We start from the raw sequence: 20305 nt of genomic DNA on the forward strand, positions 1-20305 counted from the left end.
ACGTGTCGGAGATTTCCGCTCAGCGTGTGCCGTACATGCGGTCCCCGGCGTCGCCGAGGCCGGGGACAATATAGCCGTGGTCGTTCAGGTGGCTATCGATGGCGGCGGTCCAAACTGGAACATCGGGATGGGCCGCCTGAAACTTCGCAAGGCCTTCCGGCGCGGCCAGGAGGCAGACGAAACGCAAGTCCGAGGCACCCCGCGCCTTCAGCCGGTCGAGGGCCGCGATGGCGGAGTTCGCGGTGGCGAGCATCGGATCGAGGACCAGCACGGTGCGGTCGGCAAGGTCTGATGGTGCCTTGAAGTAGTATTCCACCGCTTCCAGGGTGTCGGGATCGCGGAAAAGGCCAATATGCGCCACACGGGCCGAGGGAACGAGCGAGAGCATACCGTCGAGGAAGCCGACGCCGGCGCGAAGGATCGGCGCCAGGACGAGCTTCTTACCCTGGATCTGCCGCCCCTCCATCGGCTGCAGCGGCGTCTCAATGGTGACCGGCTCGAGTGGCAGATCCCGCGTCACCTCGTAGGCTAGGAGCATGCCGATCTCGTTCAGGATCTGGCGAAAACCCTTGGTCGAGCGGTTTTTGTCGCGCAGATAAGTGAGCTTGTGTTGCACAAGCGGGTGATCCACCACGGTGACCCGACCCGTCGGCATGTCCACATTCTCCGCTCCCGTTTGTTGGAGCAATGCCGGAGCGCCCGGCGTGGTGCAACTTGTACGCTGCGCGACTTCGCGTCCAAAAGCGGCAGGGCTTGCGATCGATCTTGCTCACCAGCCCGGACGATGGTCGTTCGGGTTCGCAGAGGGATGCGCTGACCCATGCGACTCCAAGGTAGATCTGCGCAGCGTGTGCGGAGCGAAAAAGATTTGAGGGCGGAGCGAACCACCGGAGCAAGCATTGAAGCAATGTTTTTTAGATTATAATTGTATAATAGATCCAGCTTATCTATTGTAAATGATATTTTAGGCTATAGATATGTTAATAAAATAAATGATTGTTATGTTATAACAGTTGGTGTAGCTAGAAATTGTTTGACTCAGATTTTCACCGGGATATAAAATCGACCTTGGCCAATGTTTTGGATCAGGCAGGTTCATCGCGCAATGCAAACAGGCCATCAGTAAGCACCATAGCCCATCAATATTGACCGGCATGAGCAATGCATTTGCGTCTTTCCCTCAAGACAACTCTCTCACTCCTCTTTGCATTGCTGGCATTGATCTCCGCCGTTCAGGGCGGCCTATCGCTCCGTGAGTTGGCCGGCATCCGTGAGGCGACCACCGCCGTCGCTACGAACTGGATCCCGTTCCTCGAAAAGGTCAGCACGATCGAGATCGCGGCCTCCGAGGTGCGCATCAAGCAGTACCGGCTCGTCCTGCTCTCGGAAAACCCGGAGCACCGCGCGCGGAACGAGACTAATCTCGCCGCGACCCATGATCGGCTGGGCGAGGCGCGACGCGCCTACGAACCTCTGATCACCACGGCGGACGAACGCGCCTCCTACGACGCGTTCGCCCAGTCCTGGGCCAAGTTCGAGCACGTGGATGCCGAGGTGCGCCGGCTCGTGGCAGCGGACCATCGGCCTGAGGCGTTGGCGGTCCTCAGCAGTCCGGACACCGTGACCCTGTACGATACTGCCCGGGCCACGCTCGCGCGGCTCGTCGCGCACGACGAGAAGGCCGCCGCCGAGGATGCCGACAGCGCGATGATGCGCACCAACCGTGCCTCCGTGACCGCCTCGGTCGGGATCATCCTCTCGATCATCGCGGCCCTGGGCGCCGCAATATTCGGGCTGATGCGGATCTCCCGGCCGATCGCGGCGATGACCTCCGCCATGTCGATGCTCGCCGAGGGTGAAGCCGGAATCGACATTCCGTCTCGGGACAGTCGCAACGAGGTCGGCGCAATGGCGGCAGCCGTGCAGGTATTCAAGGACAACCTGATCCGGACGCAGAAGCTCGAAGCCGAGGCTGAAGAGGCACGTCGCGTCGCCGAATCGCAGCGTCGGGCCGGCATGCGTGAGACGGCTGATCGGTTCGCGGCCGCCGTCAGTGGCATCATCGCTCGCGTCTCGGCCTCGGCGACCGAATTGCAGGCTACCGCCGAAATCATGACGCAGACCGCCAACCAGACCGCCAGCCAGACGACCAATGTTGCCGCAGCCGCCGAGCAGGCGGCGAGCAACGTCAACACGGTGTCGGCTGCGGCCGAAGAACTGGGAACGTCGGTGCAGGAAATTGGACGGCAGGTGGATGGATCGGCCAAGCTCGCCCAGGCGGCGGTCGAGGAGGCCGACCATACGGGCGCATTGGTACTGGAACTGAATACCGCGGTCGCCAAGATCGGGGACGTGGCAGGCCTGATCTCGAACATCGCCGGTCAGACGAACCTGCTGGCTCTCAACGCCACGATCGAGGCCGCCCGCGCAGGCGACGCCGGCCGGGGGTTCGCCGTCGTCGCCGCCGAGGTGAAGGCACTGGCCGAGCAGACCGCCAGGGCCACCGAAGAGATCGGCGCACAGATCGCCCGGGTCGAGGCTTCCACCGAGGAAGCCGTGAGCGCCATCGGCGCGATCACGTCCCGCATCCGCGAGATCAACGCTGTCGCGACTTCCATTGCCGCCGCCGTGGAGCAACAGGGCGCGGCCACACACGAGATCGTGCGGAATGTCGGTCAGGCGGCGCAGGGAACGGCCGAGGTGACCGGTAACATCGTCAGCGTCGCGGGGGCGACCGAAGCGACTGGTCGGGCGGCCGGCCAAGTCCTCGCTGAAGCCGCCCGGCTTTCGGAGCAATCCGAGAACCTGACGTCCGAAGTCGATCGCTTCCTCGAAACGCTTCGGGCCGCCTGACGATTCTGCCGCTTTGCCCCAATCCGTGCGAAGCCCTGCCTGCGTCAACGCCTGGAACGAGACATGGATGTCGTGAGCGGCGCAAGCCGGTCGCGCTTCGGCGCGGCTTGCGCGAATCGACCTTCGGTCACAACGATTAGCGGATCGGTCCGGGCCGCGTGGCCCGGACCACTGGTCGCTGCAGCGTCAGACGGTGCGGCTCTCGCCGCCCTCATTCCGGCGCTTGGCCATAAAGGCGTCGAACTGCTCGCGGTCCTTGGCCCGCTTCAGTTCTTCGACGAACTCCGCGAAGGCGCGGCTCTCCTCTTCCAGCGCTCGACGCTGTGCCTCAAGGCGATCGAGTTCGGCACGGCGATAGGCATCAAACGCCGCATTGCCGGTGCTGTCGCGACGGTTCGCGGCCTCGAAGGCGCGGGCGAACCTGGAAGCCGGGCGGGACGCCTCAAAATCGGAGACGGCGCGCCGCGCTTGGTCGCGCAATTCGGCGAAGGCCGGATAGCCGGCGAATTTCCAGGCGACGAGGGCAAGGCCGATCGGCCACCAGTAGATAAACCCGACGACGATGGCGCCGATCTCCAGCGAGCGGCGCGGGAACGGGCCAGACCGGCAGAGCCGGCCACTCGCCCAGGAAGAGGAGGATTGTGAGGTCACGGCTGTGCTCCACGGTTCATGTGAACGCGGTTAACATGCGTGTGGCCGCAGGGCCTTTCAAGGCCGCCCGGACTCGGAACCTTGCGTGCTGGACCGCGCCGCGCCGTGGACTAGGGCAAGGACACCGGCGCGGAGAAGCTCGTACTTGTCGGGGAAGCCCGGTCCGCGCGGTAGGTGTCCAGCCGCGGAGAGCGTCGCTAAGCCGTGGGCGAGCGCCCACACTTCGAGGGCGATGAAGCGGGGGCGACGCCGCCGAACCCGTCCGTGAAGGTCGCCTGTAGCGCCTCGACCAGCAGGTCGAAGGGGCTCGGACGGGCGGCTTGCCTGTCCGGGCTCGGTGAGTGCTCGTGGCCACCCGGATCTTGGCCGCCGCGCGTCTCAAAGATGGCTGCGTAATAGGCGGGCTCCTCCTCGGCGAAGGCGAGATAGGTCTCGCCCATGCGGGTGAACCGCTCCAGTGGTGTGCCGCGCGAGGTCAGGGCGCGTGCCAACCGGGACGCGAGTTCCGCGAAGCCGCGGCCGGCGAGTTCCTCCAGCAGAGCCTCGCGCCCGCGGAAGTGGCGATACAGGGCGGCCGGCGTCACGCCGACAAGGCGCGCGGCGTCTACCAACGTGAAGCCTCCGATCCCGCGCTCAGCGATGAATCGGCGCGCAGCCTCGATGAGGGCTTCCTTCAGGTTCCCATGATGGTAATTGCGCCGATCGCTCGGCTTGTCCCCCCAGGGTCGCAAGATCACACATCCTCTACGCGCACGAATACACGTCACGGAACCGGCGCAGTCCTTTCGCGTACCTTGACCAGCAAAATACAGCGATATCCGTGACACCCAAGCTGGCATTACGGCCGAGCGGAGCAATTGTTTCGCAGCGCGCCTGAAGCCGTGGCTTGACCGGTTGATGACAGTGTAACATTATAACAGATAAGCCTGTCTCTCTGGCTTGGCTGGGAGTTAGGTGAGCTTGGCGGCGCAGCGCCCAGCCGGGGGACCAAAGTGCGGCATGGCTTTCGTAAGCCTCAAGGCGTGGCGTGCTCGATCCGCTGAGCGCGCCGAGATCGCAGCGCAGCTGAAGCGCGACCTGATCGATGCGCTCAAGCTCGACGAGGCCGACGCGCTCGCGGTCAACGAGATTGCCTGTGCCGACCCGGGTTGTCCCGACATGGAGACCATCGTGCTGGTGATGCGGTCGGGGGCTCCAACGCGGGCGCTGCGGGTGCGGCGCTCGCTCGATGCGGTCGATGCGGATGACATCGCGGCGCTCGTCGAGGAAGACCGTTTGTGCGGCGCGCCGCGATGAACGACATCTCGATGATGTGAACGGGCGGATCCGCCAATCGGGCGCCCTACGACAGACTGACACCGCACTGCATCCAGGCGCATCGTGTAGCGTGCCTCTGCGGACTGCAGCCGGCGCACCGTCACGCTGTCCGGGAGATAAACATCATGAGAAGCCGTCGATACGCCCTGGCGCTGACCGGTCTCCTCCTCTTCGCGGGTCTTGCGCCGGCGCAGGCCGGTGACGCGATGCCGTTCTCGGAAAGCGGCTTTGAGGCCGCGCGTGAATCCGGCAAGCCGATCCTGATCGAGGTCAGCGCGCCGTGGTGCCCGATCTGCAAGGCGCAGAAGCCGATCCTCGCGAAGCTCGCCGGAGAGCCGCGCTTCAAGGATCTCCAGATTTTCGCCATCGATTTCGACAGTCAGAAGGATCTGCTGAGGCGGTTCGACGCGCGGATGCAGAGCACGCTCATCGCCTTCAAAGGCAAGACCGAGGTCGGGCGCTCCGTGGGTGAGACTCAGCAGGAGTGGATCGAAGGCCTGCTCGAGAAGACGCTCTGAGCGGCACGCGGTCATCTTCCGCTTTCGTTCAGCCAGAGCCCGGCATAGCGCGTCAGCCCGCTCGGATCCTGCGGGATTCGAGGGAGACGACACGGTGACGATCGCCCAGAACTCTGCCGCCCCGAGCGCGATCGTGGCTGTGCCTGTTCGCAACGAGGAGGAGCGCATCGCGGCCTGCCTCCGGGCCATCGATGCGCAGGAGAGCGTGGCCCCCGGATCCCTCGGTCTGGTGCTCTTCCTGAACAACTGCACCGATCGCACCGAAGCCGTCGTTGCGGATCTTGTGCCGACGCTGGCGATCGCGGTCCGCATACAGGTGGAGAATGACCCGAACGCCCATGCCGGTTGGGCCCGGCGCCGGGCCATGGATGCGGCCGTCGCGTGGCTCGGCGATGAGAACCCCCTTGGGATCATCCTGTCCACCGATGCCGACAGCCGGGTTCCGCCAAACTGGGTCGCCCGCAACCGTGCCGCCATCCTGGCCGGTGCCGACGCAGTGGCCGGCCGGGTCGAACTCGATGCCGCCGAGGCGGCCCTCCTGCCGCCCTCCCTGCCGGCCCGGGGCCGGCTGGAGGACATTTACGACGCCTTGATCACGGAGGCGGAGGCACGCATCGACCCCGATCCGCACGATCCCTGGCCCTGTCACCGCACCGCGATCGGTGCGACTCTCGCGGTGACGCGTAGGGCCTATCTCCAGGTCGGCGGCATGCCGGAGATTCCCCTCGGCGAGGATGGTGCGTTCATCGCGCGGCTGCTCGAGCACGGTTTGCGCGTTCGGCACGCCACGGACGTCTGCGTGACCATCTCGGCCCGCCTAGCCGGCCGGGCACCGGGCGGCGTCGCCGACACGATCCGCTCGCGCTGCGAGGAGCCCGACGCGCTGTGCGACGCGCGGATGGAAACCTTTCCGCGCGCCGTACTCCGCTATCTCTGGCGGCGACGGTTTCGCCGCCTGCATGGACGGGGATCGCTGGGGCGAAACACCGCCTGGGCAAGGTCGATCGGCATCGGAGACGCGGAGGCGAGGCGGATCGCCGCCTTACCCCTCGGCCAAGCCATCGCGGAGGCCGAGCGCGCCAGCCCGCGCCTGGCTTATCGACCGATCGGTCCGCGTCAACTTCCGGGTCAGATCCGGCTGGCCCGCCTCGGCGTCGCCGCGATTCGGGTCGCCCTCGGGCTGGCCGGACGTGTCCTCCGGCAAGCGGGCGCATCACGCGAGGCGGATCGATCGGTGCCGAGCACGCCGGGCAGCCGAGTCCGACAGACTTAGCGGGCGCGACCGCCGAGCAGATCCCGCGGCGCCATTCCGAAACGGCGACGGAACGCGCGGCTGAAGGCGGCCGCGTCGGTGAAACCGGAGCTGACCATGACGGAAGCCACGCGCCCGCCATCCGGCAGGGCGACGAGCCGGCGGTAGGCCCGATCCAGACGGGCCTCGCGGATCTTGGCCGCGACACCTCCGTCGCCGGTGAAGGCGGCGTAGAGCCGGCTGCGCGAGACCCGGAGCGCCAGTGGCAGGGATTCGGGCCCGAAGTCGGGATCGTGCAGACGGCGCTCGATGTGGGCCAATGCCAGCGCACGCACAGCGTCGACCGACAGGCCTTCGTCGGGCCGCTCGCCCGGCGCGTCGGCGAGGGCGCGCAGCAGGTGCAGGATGCCCTCGGTGGCGATGCCGGCCTCAGCCTGGGACAGACCTGCAACGGCCTTCATGTAGGACCGGAGATACCCGACGAAGAGCCCGCTCAGGGCCGTCGCGCGAAGCCGGCGACCGGCAAATGCCTGCGGGCTTCCGATTTGCGCCAGGAACGCGGCGCGGGGCACTTGGAAGCGGAGTTCCTCGTAAGTGTCGCGGCTGCCGATGGAGAACGCCTGATCCAGGGTGTGGAAGGCGACGTCGCCAGCGCTGAGGAGACCGCCGCTGTTGCCCTGCTCAAGGTAGCCGGTCCCTTGGAGAAGGACGACCACGGCGATGTCATCGCGGCCATCGGCCCGGGCGTGATGGGCCGTTCGCTCGACACCGACCGGATTGCTGAGGGTGTGCAGGATCGCGCCGTGCATCGACAGCGCAACCCTGCGGGACGCGGCAAAGCCAAGGTCCGGGGCGAGTTGGACCGCATCCACACGCGCCAGCGCCGTGCTGCGCCAGAAGTCAAAGGCCCGACTCGACTTGACGTCATCTGTGGTCTCGATGAGAACCGGTACAGTTTCACGCATGCTCACCGTGCGATGCCCTCACGGTCGTCAGCGTTGGCTGCCGCCTTCTCTGTGGATGAAACAGGAACGAGCGTTGCAGATGCGCTGGCACGCCGCAAGCGCGACCACTCCGCGAGGCGTGCGACGGGCCCGGCTGCCGGCAGCACGCCGGGTCGAATCGCAGGTCCGGACCTGGCCTGATGGCGTGCGAAGTCCGGGACGACGTCAGTGGTCGGCGGCGGCGACCTGACCCTCGCCGCGGGTCATTTGAGCGTCGGCGAACCGAAGAACCACCGCACGTCCTTCCGGCGGCGGCGCGGTCAGGCTCGCGCGGAACCGCGCCGTCTCCGAAGCGGCGAGGATGGTTCGCGGAGCTGGGACCGAGAAGGTCCGTACCGCTCGGCCTCCTGCGTCGCGAATCTCGACGCTGAGCGGCGCCACCGGCATGTCGGACCGTGCGACGCCGACGAGATCACCCTCGACCACAAGTTCGGCGGGTCGGTCGTCCTCGGCGGGATTGCTGAAAGCCACCACGTCCCGAATCTCGATGCCGCGCAGGTTCACCGGCAATCCGATACGCGCGAAGAGCGACGCGGTTTGCGGAACGGCGCGGACCACGTTCGCGCGGGCCAGGCATAAAAGGGGCAGCGCGGCCAAGAGCGTCAGGCCGAAGGCCAGGGAGGGGGAGAAACCCGGGACCGCGCGCCGGCCCACCCCGTCGCGGAGCGTCCGCCGAGCCCGCGAGCGAACGGCGGATGGCATGGCTTCGGACGCCTGCCGAACCGAGGCGGCCGCCTCCTGCCATGCGGCGTCGGCGACTGGGTCGGAGCCGGCATCCATGCTGGCCGAGAGTTCGGCCTCGTGGCCAGCGAGCACGTCGGCCGGGGTGATGAACCACGTCTCGCGGCATGCGGCGCAACGAACCGAGCGGCCTTCCATGCCGACCTTGTCGGCGGCGATCCGGTACTCGCTCGCGCAGCTCGGACAGACGATCAGCATACGCGCCATACTCGCAAGGACCGGCCGAACAGTGCCGGAAAATGAATTCGCTTGAGAAAGTGTCGCCGAACAGGGTTAAGCGGGTGTGAAATCCCGCAGGCCTTGAAAACGCCTGCCCGCCCGGCGATTCCCGGTTGAGCGACAGACGAGACACGGCACGGCCTTGAACCTCCAGGCGAACATGAAGAGCCTGCTGCCCGGCGCGGAGCGGCCGGTGGTGCAATTCGAGAACGTCGGCATGCGATACGGCCTCGGGCCGGAGATCCTGTCCGACGTCAGCTTCCGCATCGCGCCGCGCTCCTTCCAGTTCCTCACCGGCCCGTCGGGCGCCGGCAAGACGACGCTGCTGCGCCTGATCCTGCTCTCGGCGCGGCCGACGCGCGGCCTCGTCTCGATCTTCGGCGAGGAGGTGAGCGGCATCTCCGCCAAGGCGCTCACCGGACTTCGGCGGCGCATGGGTGTCGTGTTCCAGGACTTCCGGCTGCTCGACCATCTCACGACCTACGAGAACGTCGCGCTCCCGTTGCGCGTCCAGGGACGCGCGGAAACCAGCTACCGCGCCGAGGTCGTCGAGCTGCTGCGGTGGGTCGGGCTCGGGGAGCGCATGCACGCATTGCCGCCGCTCCTGTCGGGCGGGGAGAAGCAGCGCGCGGCGATCGCCCGAGCGCTGATCGCCCGGCCAGACCTGCTGCTGGCCGACGAGCCGACCGGCAACGTCGACCCGGGATTGGGGCGGCGGCTCCTGCGGCTGTTCCTGGAGCTGAACAAGCTCGGGACCTCGGTGATCATCGCCACACACGATTTCGGTATCATGGACGCCGTCGATGCCCGCCGGATGGTGCTCGGCGAAGGCCGGCTTCGGATCGAGGAATGAGCATACAAGCCATCTCGCGGGCACGGTCGCAGAGCCCGACCGGCGCCCTGGATCCGACCACGCCGGCGAACCTGCGCCGCAACGCTCCGCTCGTCCCGACCGACACCGCGGCCGGGCGCTCGCTGGCGGCCGTCATCGCCATCCTGACCTTTCTGGCGGGCCTCTGCGCCGGAGCAGCCGAGATGGTCGCGGCCAATGCGGTGCAGTGGCAGGGCGATGTGGCCCAGGAGGTGACGATCCAGATCCGTCCCGGGCCTGGACGCGACGTCGACGCGGACGTGGCCCGGGCCACCGGCATCGCCAAGGCGGAGCCGGGCATCGCCGAGACGCGGGTCTTCTCCAAGGCCGAGGCCGAGCGCCTCCTGGAACCCTGGCTGGGGAGCGGCCTCGACCTCTCGGACCTTCCGGTCCCGCGGCTGATCGCGCTCAAGATCGACGTCAACCGCAGCGCCGACCTGAAGCGTCTCCGGTCCCGGCTGCTGGAAGCCCTCCCCGGTGTCGCCAGCCTCGACGATCACGTCCTCTGGCTTCAGCGGCTCTCGACGGCCGCCAACGCCTTCGTGGGCGTCGGCATCGGGCTGGTGATCCTCGTTCTGGTCGCGACGGGCCTCGCCGTGACCTTCGCAACGCGCGGCGCCATGGCGAGCAACCGCGAGGTCGTCGAGGTGCTGCATTTCGTCGGCGCCGACGACGATTATATCGCCCGCGCCTTCCAGAGGCGGTTCTTCGGCCTCGGCCTGCGCGGCGGCGCGATCGGAGCGGGAGCGGCGATCCTCGCGTTCGTGATCGCCGGGCTGCTGGCGCGCGCCGCTCGCTCGGGTCCGGCCGGCCAGGAGGTGGAGGCCCTGTTCGGAGCCTTCCATGTCGGGCTGCGCGGCTACGCGAGCGTCATCCTGATCGGCGTGATCGCGTCGCTGGTCACCGGCGTGGTCTCGCGGATCACCGTGCGGCGCTTTCTCGCTTGAACCGGGCCGATCGCATCAGAGGCGAGGAAATAGGGGGGCTCGACAGGACGTTTACGATTTGGAAACCTGAGTCGCTACGCTGTGGATGGGCCGACCGCGCTGCCTCCGGGCCGCCGCAATCGGAGCCGATCCTCCGGAGAATGACCACGCGTATGCTGCGCGCATCGGATCCGCTCTCGACCGACATCGTCGGCTGGGCTTGGCACGAGTGGGGTCGCCCCGGTCGTACCCTCTCGGGCCGCGCGCCGCAGCCGCGGGGCCGGATTGCCTTGTGGACCTGCGGCGCGGGGGCTTGTTTCGGGGCCCTGGCGTTAATCGCCGGCTTCCTGATCTTCGTCGGCGCCCTCGCCCGTCACGAACGGACACCGCTCGACAGGGCGGACGGCATCGTGGCGCTCACCGGCGGCGCTCAGCGGATCGGCGACGCGATCGACCTGCTGGCCGGCGGCTACGGGCGGCGCCTGCTGATCACCGGCGTCAACGAGCGCACAAGCCGCGATGAGATCGCCCGGCTGAATCCGACCCAGCGCGCGCTGATCGCTTGCTGCGTGGACCTCGATTACCGGGCGCGCAACACGATCGGCAATGCCATCGAGACACGGCGCTGGATGCGGGCGCACCGCTTCAGCACCGTCGCGGTGGTCACGTCGAACTACCACATGCCCCGGACGCTCGTGGAGCTGGATCATGCCTTGCAGGACAGCGACCGCGTCCTGCCCCATCCGGTGGTGACGGAGGCCTTCGATGCCGACCGGTGGTGGCAAAGTCCGATCGCCGCGAAGCTCGTCGCCTCGGAATACGTGAAGTTTCTGGCGAGCTGGGTGCGGACGCGCTTCGAGGCCGATCCGGAGCGCTCGCGGGCGGCGATTCTGATCGGGCGCCGCAAGCCCGTGAAGATGGTGGCCGAGCCGTTGATGATGCGCGGCGTCGACTAAGAGCGTCTCAGAGCCCCTTGCACCGCGCCTTGATCACACCCGAGAATTCTCGATCCGAGCCCTGCACCTGAGCGAGCCGCTCGCCGCGTTCCGAGCCGGACAGGCAACGTCCGTAGACGCTTGCAACCCGGCGCATGGTCTCCACGTGTCGCCGCCAGACTCGGCAATTCTTCGCGTCGTCGCTGTCCGCCTGTTCCAGTTGGTCGATGGCCTGCCGCTGCATCGATTGCGCCACGAGGAGATCGCGGGCGCAGGTGGTCTCGCCCTGCGACAGGGCAGGCCCGGTAAGCCAGGCGACAACCGCCATCCCGGCGCCAATTCGGTAGACCGACATCAGGCGGCCTGCGGCGCCGTGGAGCGGGTCAGCAGGGCGTAGAGCGCGCCGGCGTCCCGCGCGGCCCGGATATGGGCGAGCATGCCCGGCTCGCGCAGAATCCGGGCGACCTGCGCCAGAGCCTTCAGATGGTCCGCACCCGCACCTTCGGGGGCGAGCAGCAGGAACGCGATGTCGACCGGCTGACCGTCGAGCGCCTCGAAATCCACCGGTCGGTCGAAGCGGGCGAACAGACCGAACAAGCGATCGAGGCCCGGCAGCTTGCCGTGGGGGATCGCCACCCCATCGCCGATTCCGGTCGAGCCGAGACGTTCCCTCTGGAGCAGGGTCTCGAAGACGGGCCGTTCCCCGAGGGCCGGAAGGCGGCGCGCCGCCTGGGCGGCGAGATCCTGAAGCACCTGCTTCTTCGCCCGCGCGCGCAGGGAGGGCACGACCGATTCGGGGTCGAGGAATTCCAGAACTGGCATCGAACGACCGTTGCCCCGTCGCCCGCCCAAGTGGGATCGGGCCTCGTCGCAGGGGCGCCGACGGCCGCCGTGGCCATGCCCCTGACTCTCAATTGACCGGGAAACAGGCCGGTTCCGGCTCCGTTCCTCCCGACCCGCCGCGTCACTCGCCGGCGTTGGGAGGGTCCACCCAGCCAATAGCGCCGTCGCTGCGCCGATATACGACGTTGACGCGGCCGGTTCCAGCGTGGACGAACACAACCACTGGGGATCCCGTCATATCGAGGGCCGTCACCGCCTCGCCGATCGTGCGGCGCTGCAGGGTCTTGGTGCTCTCGGCGACGATCGGCGGATGCGCATCGCCCTCCCCCGCCTCGTCCTCCTCGTCGTCGGGTGCGGCGAGGACCGCGTAGGCGGCCTCGACCGCCGCATCGTCACCCGGCCCGGTCGCATGCTGCTTCAGCCGGTGCTTGTAGCGGCGCAGCCGCGTCTCGAGGCGCTCCGCGGTCTGCTCGAAGCTCGACCGGGCATCGTGGGCGAAGCCGTTCGCCTCGATGGTCAGGCCCGAGACGAGATGCAACACGCAGTCCGTCCGGAAGGCCGTCCCGTCCCGACGAAGCGTGACATGGCCGGAGCAGGATCCGTTCATGTGCGAGTCCAGGTATTTGGTCTGGATGGCGGCCATCCGCTCCTCGACGCGGCCGCGCAGACTCTCGCCGAGATCTACGCCGTGGCCGGTGACCCGCAACGAACCCATGCTGCCTCCCCTGCTTGAATGACGTGAGCCGAATTAGAGAGCCGGCTCGCGTTAAGTCAACGGAGCCAAGGGCGGACAGGTCCGTTGCTTAACCCGGGGTTCAGCCGCCCGCCGAAATACAGGCGCCCTACGGAGATGTGAGACGCCCACCCGCATGACGATCGCCACCCGACCTCAAGCCGCCCCGACCCGCCGCTCCCTTCTGGCCGGAGCGCTGGGCGTCGCCGCGGGGTCGCTTCCTCGGCAATCCTGGGCCGCGGATCCGGAAAAGGCGGCGCCGTTTCCCGGACCCGGCGACGCCTTCGGGCCCGACACGCTCACCGATCTCGCCCGCGCGCGTGCGAAGGCGCCCTACGTCGCCCCGAAGACCAACGACGTGCCGGCGGTTCTCAAGAACCTGTCGCGGGAGGTCTACGAGGCCATCCGACCGGCCGAGGGGCGCGCCGTCTGGGCGGACCGGAGCCTCGGCTACACACTCGAACCCCTGCTGCGCGGCGCGATCTTCGACACCGCGGTGTCGCTCTACCTCGTCGAGGACGGGCACGTGCAGCCGGTCGCCTACGACAAGACGGCCTACCTCACGCTGGGCGTCGAGCTGCCGGAGCTGACCGCCGAGACGGCCTTCTCGGGCTTCCGCCTGCGCGCAAAGTTCGACGACGGCGAAGAGCCATCGAACTTCGCGCTGTTCCAGGGCGGTTCCTTCTTCCGCCTCGTGGCGCAGGGACAGGATTTCGGCATCAACGCCCGAGCCCTGGCCCTGCGACCGGCCGACTCGCGGGGCGAGGAGTTCCCGCTGTTTCGCGCCCTGTTCATCGAGGCGCCCGCACCCGGCCAGCCGATCGTGGTCCATGCGCTCGCCGAGTCGGAATCGGCGACGGCGGCGTTCCGCCTCACGCTGATGCCCGGCCGCGAGGTCTCGACCGCGGCGATCGACGGCACCGTGTTTGCCCGGGCCGATCTCGACCATATCGGGCTGGGCGGCATGCAGGGCAGCTATCTGTTCGGCGCCCTCGACCGGAACCGCGTCGACGATCTGCGTGCGGCCGCCTTCTCGGTCGAAGGCCTGGCGATCCGCAACGGCTACGGCGAGCCGATCTGGCGACCCGTCCACAACCCCGAGACCTTGCAGGTCTCGGCCTTCCTGGACCGGGGCCCGAAGGGTTTCGGCCTGATGCAGCGCGCCCGTGCCTATGCCGATTTCGAGGACGACAAGCGGCACTGGGAGCAGCGTCCGTCCCTCTGGCTCGAGCCGCAGGACGATTGGAACGAGGGTTCGGTGACGCTGCTCGAGATCCCGAGCGATTCCGAGCTGAACGAGAACGTCTTCGCCTATTGGCGGGCCAAGGCGAAGCTCGCCAAGGGCAACGAGATGCGGTTCCTCTGCCGCCAGCACTGGTCGAAAGGCTGGCCCGATCCCCTGCCACCCGAGATCGCGCGGGTGCGCGACAGCCGGTGCGGTCATGGCAGCGGCGGCAACCGTCGCCTCTTCGCCGTCGACTTCGAGGGCGACATGCTGTTCCAGTCCGGCGACATCGCGGTCGATCTCAGCGCCTCAGCGGGGACGATCACGCGTCAGGATCAGTTCCGATACCCGGAGCGAAAGACCCTGCGGATCCTGTTCGAGCTCGACCCCGGGAGCGAACGGGCGACCGAATTGCGTCTCGCTCTGAGGCGCGGACAGGCGCGAATCAGCGAGACGTGGCTGTTTCGGTGGACCGCATGAACCCCGTCGACCTCCAATCCCGAGGGGCAGCCTCCGCCATGCCGTTGGACGAGACCAGAACCCTCGCGGACCCGGCGCCTCGGAGTCCGACCGAGCCAAGCCTCTCGAACGGCCAGGCGGATTTCGGCCTGCCGCCCGAGGCACCGCTGGCGATGCCGCCTCAGGATCTTGCCCGCTGGGACCGCGAATCTGGCCATGTGCCCGTCCGGCCGGCAGGATCCCCTTGGCTCTCCCGCCTCGCGGTCTTCGGCGGCGCCACGGTGCTGACAGCCTACGGCGGCTGGCAGATGGTGCAGACCGTCTCGGTCTCCGGCAGCCCGACCGCGCTGCAGCTCGTTCTGGTGGTCCTCTTCTGCCTGACCTTCTCGTGGATCGCCCTGGCGTTCACGAGCGCTCTGCTTGGCTTCGGTCTGCTGCTGCGGCCCGGGCCATCCACGCGCGAGCCCACGGCCCTGTCGAGCCGCACGGCGGTCCTGATGCCGGTCTACAACGAGGCGACGGCGCGCACCTTCGCGGGCGTCGAGGCGATGCACGAGGCCGTGGCCGCCACCGGGCTCGGCAAGCACTTCGACTGGTTCGTCCTGTCCGATTCGACCCAGGCCGACGCCTGGATCGCGGAGGAAAGGGCCTATCTCGAACTGCGTGAGCGGCTGGGCCCCGAGGCCCGGCTCTATTATCGCCATCGGCCGAAGAACCATCATCGCAAGGCGGGCAACATCGGAGATTTCGTCAGCCGCTGGGGCGGTCAGTACGACCACATGCTCGTGCTCGACGCCGACAGCCTCATGAGCGGCTCGGCCATCGTGGCACTCGCCGCCGCCATGGAGGCGGATCCGGACGCGGGCATCATCCAGACGCTGCCGCTGATCATCAACCGGAACACCCTGTTCGCCCGGCTTCAGCAATTCGCGGCCCGGATCTACGGGCCGGTGATCGCCGCCGGGCTCGCCGCCTGGTCGGGCCGGGACGGCAACTACTGGGGCCACAATGCCATCATCCGGACGCGGGCCTTCGCGTCGTCCTGCGGCCTGCCCGACCTGCCCGGGAAGCCGCCCTTCGGCGGCCATATCCTGTCGCACGACTTCGTCGAGGCGGCGCTCATCCGGCGGGCCGGTTGGGCGGTCTACATGCTCCACCGGCTGCCGGGGTCCTATGAAGAGAGCCCCCCGTCGCTGATCGACGTCGCCGTCCGCGACCGGCGCTGGGCACAGGGCAATCTCCAGCACGCGCGGGTGATCGGCGCGGCCGGCCTCCATCCGGCGACGCGTCAGCACTTCGCCACCGGCATCGCCGGATACCTCGCCTCGCCCTTGTGGCTCCTCCAACTGGTGGTCGGTATCCTGCTGGTGCTCCAGACCGCCACGGAGCGGCCGGACTATTTCGGCGGCGCCGGGTTCTCACCGGTGTTCCCGCGCTTCGACCCGGTCCGCGCCCTCCAGCTCTTCGGCCTCACCATGGCTGTGCTGCTGGCCCCGAAGATCCTGGGTCTGATCCTCGCCCTCCTGAACGGTCCGGTCCGGCGCGCCTGCGGTGGCGCCGGGCGGCTCGTCCTGTCCAGCCTCGTGGAGATTCTCCTGTCCGCCCTCGTGGCGCCCGTCGCGATGGTGGTCCAGTCCGGCTCGGTGGCGAGCATCCTGCTCGGCCGCGACACGGGCTGGAACCCGCAGCGGCGCGACGACGGCTCGATTCCGCTGCGGGACATCATCGCCCGGCACAGCTGGCACACGGCGCTCGGCCTCGTCGCCGGGATCGCGGCCTTCGCCATCGCGACCTCCCTGTTCCTCTGGATGAGCCCCACGATCCTGGGTCTCGTTCTGGCGATCCCGATCTCCTGGGCGAGTGGCCAACTCGACCTCGGCCTCGCGCTCAAGCGTCGGGGCCTCCTCGGGACGCCCGAAGAGGCGGCGCCGCCCGAGATCGCCCGGCACGCCGGCGCCCTGACGGCCCGCAACGCCGCGATGGGGTTTGATACGGCCGATGCCCTGGCGTCGCTCCACGCCGATCCCGCCCTCGCGCAGGCGCATGCCCGGATGCTGCCGCCCGGACGATCCAGGCCGCGCGGCGCGATCGACCCGGACCAGACCCTCGCCACCGCCAAGATCTGTGAAGCCGAGACGGTTGCGGACGCTCAGGCCTGGCTCTCGGCGAAGGAGCGCATGGCGCTGCTGCATGATCGAGCACTGGTGGACAGGCTGATCCGCCTCTGACGGGCTGTCGCGGACAATCGCCCCTTCCTCGCCCCGCGCGATGAGACGGTCGGTTTGCACGGCGGCTCATCGTGAGCGCGGGCGGACGCGCATCGGGTCGCAGATCGCGAGTCGGCTTCAACGATCCGTCGGCGAAAACCCTGCACCGCGCGGTTGTCCCAAGTGACAAGCACGACCCCAGCCCGACCAGCCCCAGACCTCGCGGATGACCGGCCTGTGAGAGGCGGTTAACCATTCGGGTCCTAGACTCGCATGATCGCAACCGGATCTGCCTATGACCCTGATGCTCGCGTTCCTGCTCCTGCCTCTGGCAGTCGCCATCGTCCTCGCCCGCGGTGAGCCGGTGCGCACGATCAGCTGTCTCGGCGCGATGGGCGTCGGCTGTGTCATCGCCTGTTCGAGCGTGGTGAGCCTGATCCGCCACCGGGCATGAGCCATCCCGGCGCCTCGCCTCGCTGCGGCTAGGGTGTCAGAGCAGTCCGACTTGGCGCGGGCTGCCTCCGAGGGTTCGCCCTGCGCGCGCGACAAGCTGCGAGAAGGCCAAGGCTGCCGCGGTCGCCTGAGCCCGTGATGGGAAGCTCCGGCGCGATATCAGAACGGTCTCATCGGTCTCGTTCAGGAGAACCCAGGACCACAGCGACCGGCTGCTCTCGCGAATCTCGAACTGCACGGGACGCCTGCCTTCCTCGGACATGCGAAGCTCAACACTTGCATCGACTTGTGACGACCCGATGACGTGACCGCATCGCCGTCAAGCGTCAGCAGGACCTGACACTGTTTGCACGTCGATCAAGACGAGTTCCGCGAGTACGCGGAGTGTGACTAGTCTATCGATGCCAGGGCCGATCACGAAACACGGTGACTGGAAGCTGGCACCGCGGCGACGATATTGGCGATCGCTATTTACGGAACGCCTCTCCACAGGAACCCTGGTGCTTGCGTGGCGATCGCGCAGACGGGGCGAACACCCACCGGCAGGCACGCGGTGGCAACGGCGCGTGAGCGCCTCCTGAACAGCGCCTGCGCGCCGGTTCGGAGAGCGCGAAGGCCCACGCGACTGATCCTCGTTCGGCGCAGGCGCCCACGCCTTGTTTCCGGCGGCTTCGCGTCTGAGGCTCCGCGGCGCGAGCAGTATCGCGAGCCAGAAGCCTCGCGGCCCGCCGGAGAGTACATGAAACCCGTCAATGCGCTCATTGCGGAGGAACTCGGCGTCGCGGAGGCGCAGGTCGCTGCGGCGGTCGCGCTTCTGGACGGCGGAGCCACCGTCCCGTTCATCGCCCGCTACCGCAAGGAAACGACCGGAGCGCTCGACGACATGCAACTGCGCAGGCTTGAAGTACGCCTGACTTATTTGCGCGATCTCAATGACCGCCGACGCGCCATCGTGGCGAGCATCGAGTCCCAGGGCCACATGACGCCGGCGCTGACGGCAGCCCTCGACGCCGCCGACACGAAGGCGCGGCTGGAGGATCTCTATCTGCCCTTCCGACCGAAGCGGCGGTCGAAGGCGCAGACAGCCCGCGAGGCGGGTCTCGCGCCGCTGGCCGAGGCACTGCTGAAGCAACCGGAACGCAGGCCCGAAGCGACGGCGGCGCCGTACCTGTCACCCGAACGCGGAATCACCGATTCCGAGGCGGCCCTGGAGGGAGCCCGGGCGATCCTGATCGAGATGTTCGCGGAGGATGCCGACCTCGTCGGCCGCCTGCGTGCGGACTTCTGGCGCGGTGGACAGCTCGTGTCACAGGTCCGCAAGGGCAAGGCGCAGGAGGGCGCCAAGTTCACCGATTACTTCGACTGGTCCGAACGCCTGGAGCGTATGCCCTCGCACCGCGTGCTGGCGATCTTCCGCGGCGAGCGCGAGGGCGTGCTCGACGTGCGTCTGGAGGCCGAACACGCTCAGGCCCAGTCCGGCACCCCGAGCCCGTTCGAGACGGCGATCGCGCATCGGTTCGGGATCGCCGCGCGGGCGCGCCCCGGCGACGCTTGGCTGCTCGATACCGTCCGCGCGGCGTGGCGCACGAAGATCAGACCCGGCATCGCGCAGGATTCGCGCACCCGCCTGTTCGAGCGCGCCGAGGACGAGGCCGTGACCGTGTTCGCCGGCAACCTGAAGGATCTGCTCCTGGCCGCGCCGGCCGGTGGCCGGGCCACGATGGGGCTCGACCCGGGCTACCGGAACGGCGTGAAGGTGGCGGTGGCGGATCGCACCGGCCGGATCGTCGCGGTCGAGACCACCTATCCGCACGAGCCTCAGCGCCGCTGGCGGGAGGCGGTCTCGATCCTCGGTCGGCTGTGCCAGCTCCACGGCGTCGAACTCCTCGCCATCGGCAACGGCACAGCCTCGCGCGAGACGGAGCGGCTCGCCGCCGAGATCGTCGCCGAGAACCCGAGCCTCAATCTCGCGAAGGTGGTGGTGTCCGAGGCGGGCGCCTCGGTCTATTCCGCCTCCGAGATCGCTGCCGGCGAATTGCCCGATCTCGATGTCTCGCATCGCGGCGCGGCTTCGATCGCCCGGCGTCTTCAGGATCCCCTCGCGGAACTCGTGAAGATCGATCCGAAATCGATCGGCGTCGGCCAGTACCAGCACGATGTCAGCGAGGCGAAGCTGTCGCGTTCACTCGCCGGAGTCGTGGAGGATGCGGTCAACGCCGTGGGTGTCGACGTGAACACGGCCTCCCCTGCCCTCCTCGCGCAGGTGTCGGGACTCGGATCCGCGCTCGCGGGCCGGATCGTCACGCATCGGGACTCGCACGGCCCGTTCCGGACGCGCGCGGCGCTCAAGGCTGTGCCGGGTCTCGGCCCGAAGACCTTCGAGCTGGCCGCAGGCTTCCTGCGGATCCAAGGAGGCGACGATCCGCTGGACGCGTCCGGCGTCCATCCGGAAGCCTACCCGGTGGTGAACCGGATCCTGAAGGCGACGAAAAGCGATATCCGTGTCCTGCTCGGCAACGCACCGGCCCTCGGCCAGCTTTCGCCCGCCGCCTTCGTCGACGCGCGTTTCGGCCTACCGACCGTGCGCGACATCTTCTCTGAGCTGGAAAAGCCAGGACGCGACCCGCGGCCGGCCTTCCGGACCGCGCGCTTCCAGGACGGTGTCGAGTCGATCGGCGATCTCCGGCCGGGCATGCAGCTTGAGGGTGTCGTGACGAACGTGGCCGCCTTCGGCGCCTTCGTCGATATCGGCGTCCATCAGGACGGCCTCGTCCACGTCTCGGCGATGGCGCGCCGGCGCGTGGCATCGCCCGCCGAAGTGGTGCGGATCGGCGAGGTTATCCGGGTCCTCGTCCTCAACGTCGATGTGCCGCGCAAGCGGATCGCCCTCTCGATGCGGCTCGACGACCCGGTCGATACGGCTGGACCCACCCGGCAAGCCGGCGGAACGGTTCGCGAACCGCAACGAAGCCGCTCGACCGAGTCATCGGGCGCGGCGGCGACTGGCCCCCTCGCCGAGGCGCTCAAGCGGGCTGCTGCCGCGCCGTCACGCCGCCGATGATCCGATTTCCCAACATGCAGGGCTGCCGGGACATCGG

At 68.1% G+C, this 20305-nt stretch carries 20 protein-coding genes and 1 pseudogene; 12 read left to right on the plus strand and 9 right to left on the minus strand.

The genetic code is table 11. From position 1 onward, the window contains the following. Positions 1 to 19 precede the first annotated feature (19 nt). Complete coding sequence (gene upp, locus MMSR116_RS07700; RefSeq protein ID WP_010683593.1) at positions 20 to 655, minus strand: uracil phosphoribosyltransferase; 636 nt, start codon at positions 653 to 655, stop codon at positions 20 to 22. Positions 656 to 1161: 506 nt separating this feature from the next. Here upp and MMSR116_RS07705 point away from each other — a divergent pair. Continuing rightward, complete coding sequence (locus MMSR116_RS07705) at positions 1162 to 2853, plus strand: methyl-accepting chemotaxis protein (RefSeq protein ID WP_010683594.1); 1692 nt, start codon at positions 1162 to 1164, stop codon at positions 2851 to 2853. Positions 2854 to 3039: 186 nt separating this feature from the next. On the opposite strand, the gene MMSR116_RS07710 is transcribed toward MMSR116_RS07705, so the two are convergent. After that, positions 3040 to 3504 carry a DUF2852 domain-containing protein gene (locus tag MMSR116_RS07710; protein WP_010683595.1) on the minus strand — a complete coding sequence of 155 codons (465 nt, stop codon included), beginning with the start codon at positions 3502 to 3504 and terminating at the stop codon, positions 3040 to 3042. Between the two features lie 57 nt (positions 3505 to 3561). After that, a pseudogene (locus MMSR116_RS07715) lies at positions 3562 to 4235 on the minus strand (TetR/AcrR family transcriptional regulator). A 268-nt stretch (positions 4236 to 4503) separates the two neighbouring features. Between MMSR116_RS07715 and MMSR116_RS07720 the strand changes: the two are divergent. The 3 genes from MMSR116_RS07720 to MMSR116_RS07730 all read left to right on the plus strand — a co-directional run bounded on the left by MMSR116_RS07720 (position 4504) and on the right by MMSR116_RS07730 (position 6612). Beyond that, positions 4504 to 4800, plus strand: a complete 297-nt coding sequence (locus MMSR116_RS07720; RefSeq protein WP_010683597.1) for a hypothetical protein — start codon at positions 4504 to 4506, stop codon at positions 4798 to 4800. A 146-nt stretch (positions 4801 to 4946) separates the two neighbouring features. Continuing rightward, positions 4947 to 5339 carry a thioredoxin family protein gene (locus MMSR116_RS07725; RefSeq protein WP_010683598.1) on the plus strand — a complete coding sequence of 131 codons (393 nt, stop codon included), beginning with the start codon at positions 4947 to 4949 and terminating at the stop codon, positions 5337 to 5339. A gap of 94 nt (positions 5340 to 5433) precedes the next feature. Next, positions 5434 to 6612 (plus strand): glycosyltransferase, encoded by a 1179-nt coding sequence (locus MMSR116_RS07730; protein ID WP_010683599.1) that lies wholly within the window; start codon positions 5434 to 5436, stop codon positions 6610 to 6612. On the opposite strand, the gene MMSR116_RS07735 is transcribed toward MMSR116_RS07730, so the two are convergent. Continuing rightward, positions 6609 to 7307: a helix-turn-helix domain-containing protein gene (locus MMSR116_RS07735; RefSeq protein ID WP_348529346.1), complete on the minus strand. Its 699-nt coding sequence runs from the start codon at positions 7305 to 7307 to the stop codon at positions 6609 to 6611. The genes MMSR116_RS07730 and MMSR116_RS07735 overlap by 4 nt on opposite strands. Between MMSR116_RS07735 and MMSR116_RS31780 the strand changes: the two genes are divergently transcribed. Continuing rightward, entirely contained in the window at positions 7290 to 7736 is a 447-nt protein-coding gene (locus MMSR116_RS31780; RefSeq protein ID WP_244625733.1) for a hypothetical protein, read from the plus strand. The two genes, MMSR116_RS07735 and MMSR116_RS31780, sit on opposite strands and share 18 nt — an antisense overlap. 24 nt (positions 7737 to 7760) lie before the next feature. Here MMSR116_RS31780 and MMSR116_RS07740 read toward each other — a convergent pair whose 3' ends face one another. Beyond that, positions 7761 to 8534: a zinc-ribbon domain-containing protein gene (locus MMSR116_RS07740; protein ID WP_039892917.1), complete on the minus strand. Its 774-nt coding sequence runs from the start codon at positions 8532 to 8534 to the stop codon at positions 7761 to 7763. A gap of 181 nt (positions 8535 to 8715) precedes the next feature. Between MMSR116_RS07740 and ftsE the strand changes: the two genes are divergently transcribed. From ftsE to MMSR116_RS07755, 3 genes are all read left to right on the plus strand, one after another. Then, positions 8716 to 9408, plus strand: a complete 693-nt coding sequence (gene ftsE, locus MMSR116_RS07745) for a cell division ATP-binding protein FtsE (protein WP_010683602.1) — start codon at positions 8716 to 8718, stop codon at positions 9406 to 9408. Then, complete coding sequence (locus MMSR116_RS07750) at positions 9405 to 10373, plus strand: cell division protein FtsX (RefSeq protein WP_010683603.1); 969 nt, start codon at positions 9405 to 9407, stop codon at positions 10371 to 10373. Before ftsE ends, MMSR116_RS07750 begins: the two co-directional genes overlap by 4 nt. A gap of 152 nt (positions 10374 to 10525) precedes the next feature. Then, positions 10526 to 11308, plus strand: coding sequence for a YdcF family protein (locus tag MMSR116_RS07755; RefSeq protein WP_010683604.1), 783 nt, complete (start codon positions 10526 to 10528; stop codon positions 11306 to 11308). Between the two features lie 7 nt (positions 11309 to 11315). On the opposite strand, the gene MMSR116_RS07760 is transcribed toward MMSR116_RS07755, so the two are convergent. From MMSR116_RS07760 to MMSR116_RS07770, 3 genes are all read right to left on the minus strand, one after another. Then, positions 11316 to 11642, minus strand: a complete 327-nt coding sequence (locus MMSR116_RS07760; protein WP_010683605.1) for a hypothetical protein — start codon at positions 11640 to 11642, stop codon at positions 11316 to 11318. Then, complete coding sequence (ptsN, locus tag MMSR116_RS07765) at positions 11642 to 12109, minus strand: PTS IIA-like nitrogen regulatory protein PtsN (RefSeq protein ID WP_010683606.1); 468 nt, start codon at positions 12107 to 12109, stop codon at positions 11642 to 11644. The genes MMSR116_RS07760 and ptsN overlap by 1 nt, the downstream gene beginning before the upstream one ends. A gap of 142 nt (positions 12110 to 12251) precedes the next feature. After that, a complete protein-coding gene (locus MMSR116_RS07770; protein WP_010683607.1) occupies positions 12252 to 12845 on the minus strand; it encodes a ribosome hibernation promotion factor in 594 nt (197 codons plus the stop codon). A gap of 154 nt (positions 12846 to 12999) precedes the next feature. Here MMSR116_RS07770 and MMSR116_RS07775 point away from each other — a divergent pair, with 154 nt between their 5' ends. The 3 genes from MMSR116_RS07775 to MMSR116_RS31320 all read left to right on the plus strand — a co-directional run bounded on the left by MMSR116_RS07775 (position 13000) and on the right by MMSR116_RS31320 (position 17208). Continuing rightward, on the plus strand, positions 13000 to 14568 hold the full coding sequence (locus MMSR116_RS07775; protein WP_010683608.1) for a glucan biosynthesis protein D: 1569 nt from the start codon (positions 13000 to 13002) through the stop codon (positions 14566 to 14568). Positions 14569 to 14606: 38 nt separating this feature from the next. Then, positions 14607 to 16775: a glucans biosynthesis glucosyltransferase MdoH gene (mdoH, locus tag MMSR116_RS07780; RefSeq protein ID WP_010683609.1), complete on the plus strand. Its 2169-nt coding sequence runs from the start codon at positions 14607 to 14609 to the stop codon at positions 16773 to 16775. A gap of 274 nt (positions 16776 to 17049) precedes the next feature. After that, positions 17050 to 17208 carry a hypothetical protein gene (locus MMSR116_RS31320; RefSeq protein ID WP_010683610.1) on the plus strand — a complete coding sequence of 53 codons (159 nt, stop codon included), beginning with the start codon at positions 17050 to 17052 and terminating at the stop codon, positions 17206 to 17208. 36 nt (positions 17209 to 17244) lie between these two features. Here the strand turns inward: MMSR116_RS31320 and MMSR116_RS31785 are convergent, their stop codons facing one another. Then, positions 17245 to 17445, minus strand: coding sequence for a hypothetical protein (locus MMSR116_RS31785; protein ID WP_039893052.1), 201 nt, complete (start codon positions 17443 to 17445; stop codon positions 17245 to 17247). A 501-nt stretch (positions 17446 to 17946) separates the two neighbouring features. On the opposite strand from MMSR116_RS31785, the gene MMSR116_RS07785 reads away from it, so the two are divergent. Beyond that, positions 17947 to 20268, plus strand: a complete 2322-nt coding sequence (locus MMSR116_RS07785) for a Tex family protein (protein ID WP_010683611.1) — start codon at positions 17947 to 17949, stop codon at positions 20266 to 20268. The last annotated feature ends 37 nt before the right edge of the window (positions 20269 to 20305 follow it).

The organism is Methylobacterium mesophilicum SR1.6/6 (assembly GCF_000364445.2).
Taxonomy (GTDB): Bacteria; Pseudomonadota; Alphaproteobacteria; order Rhizobiales; family Beijerinckiaceae; genus Methylobacterium; species Methylobacterium mesophilicum_A.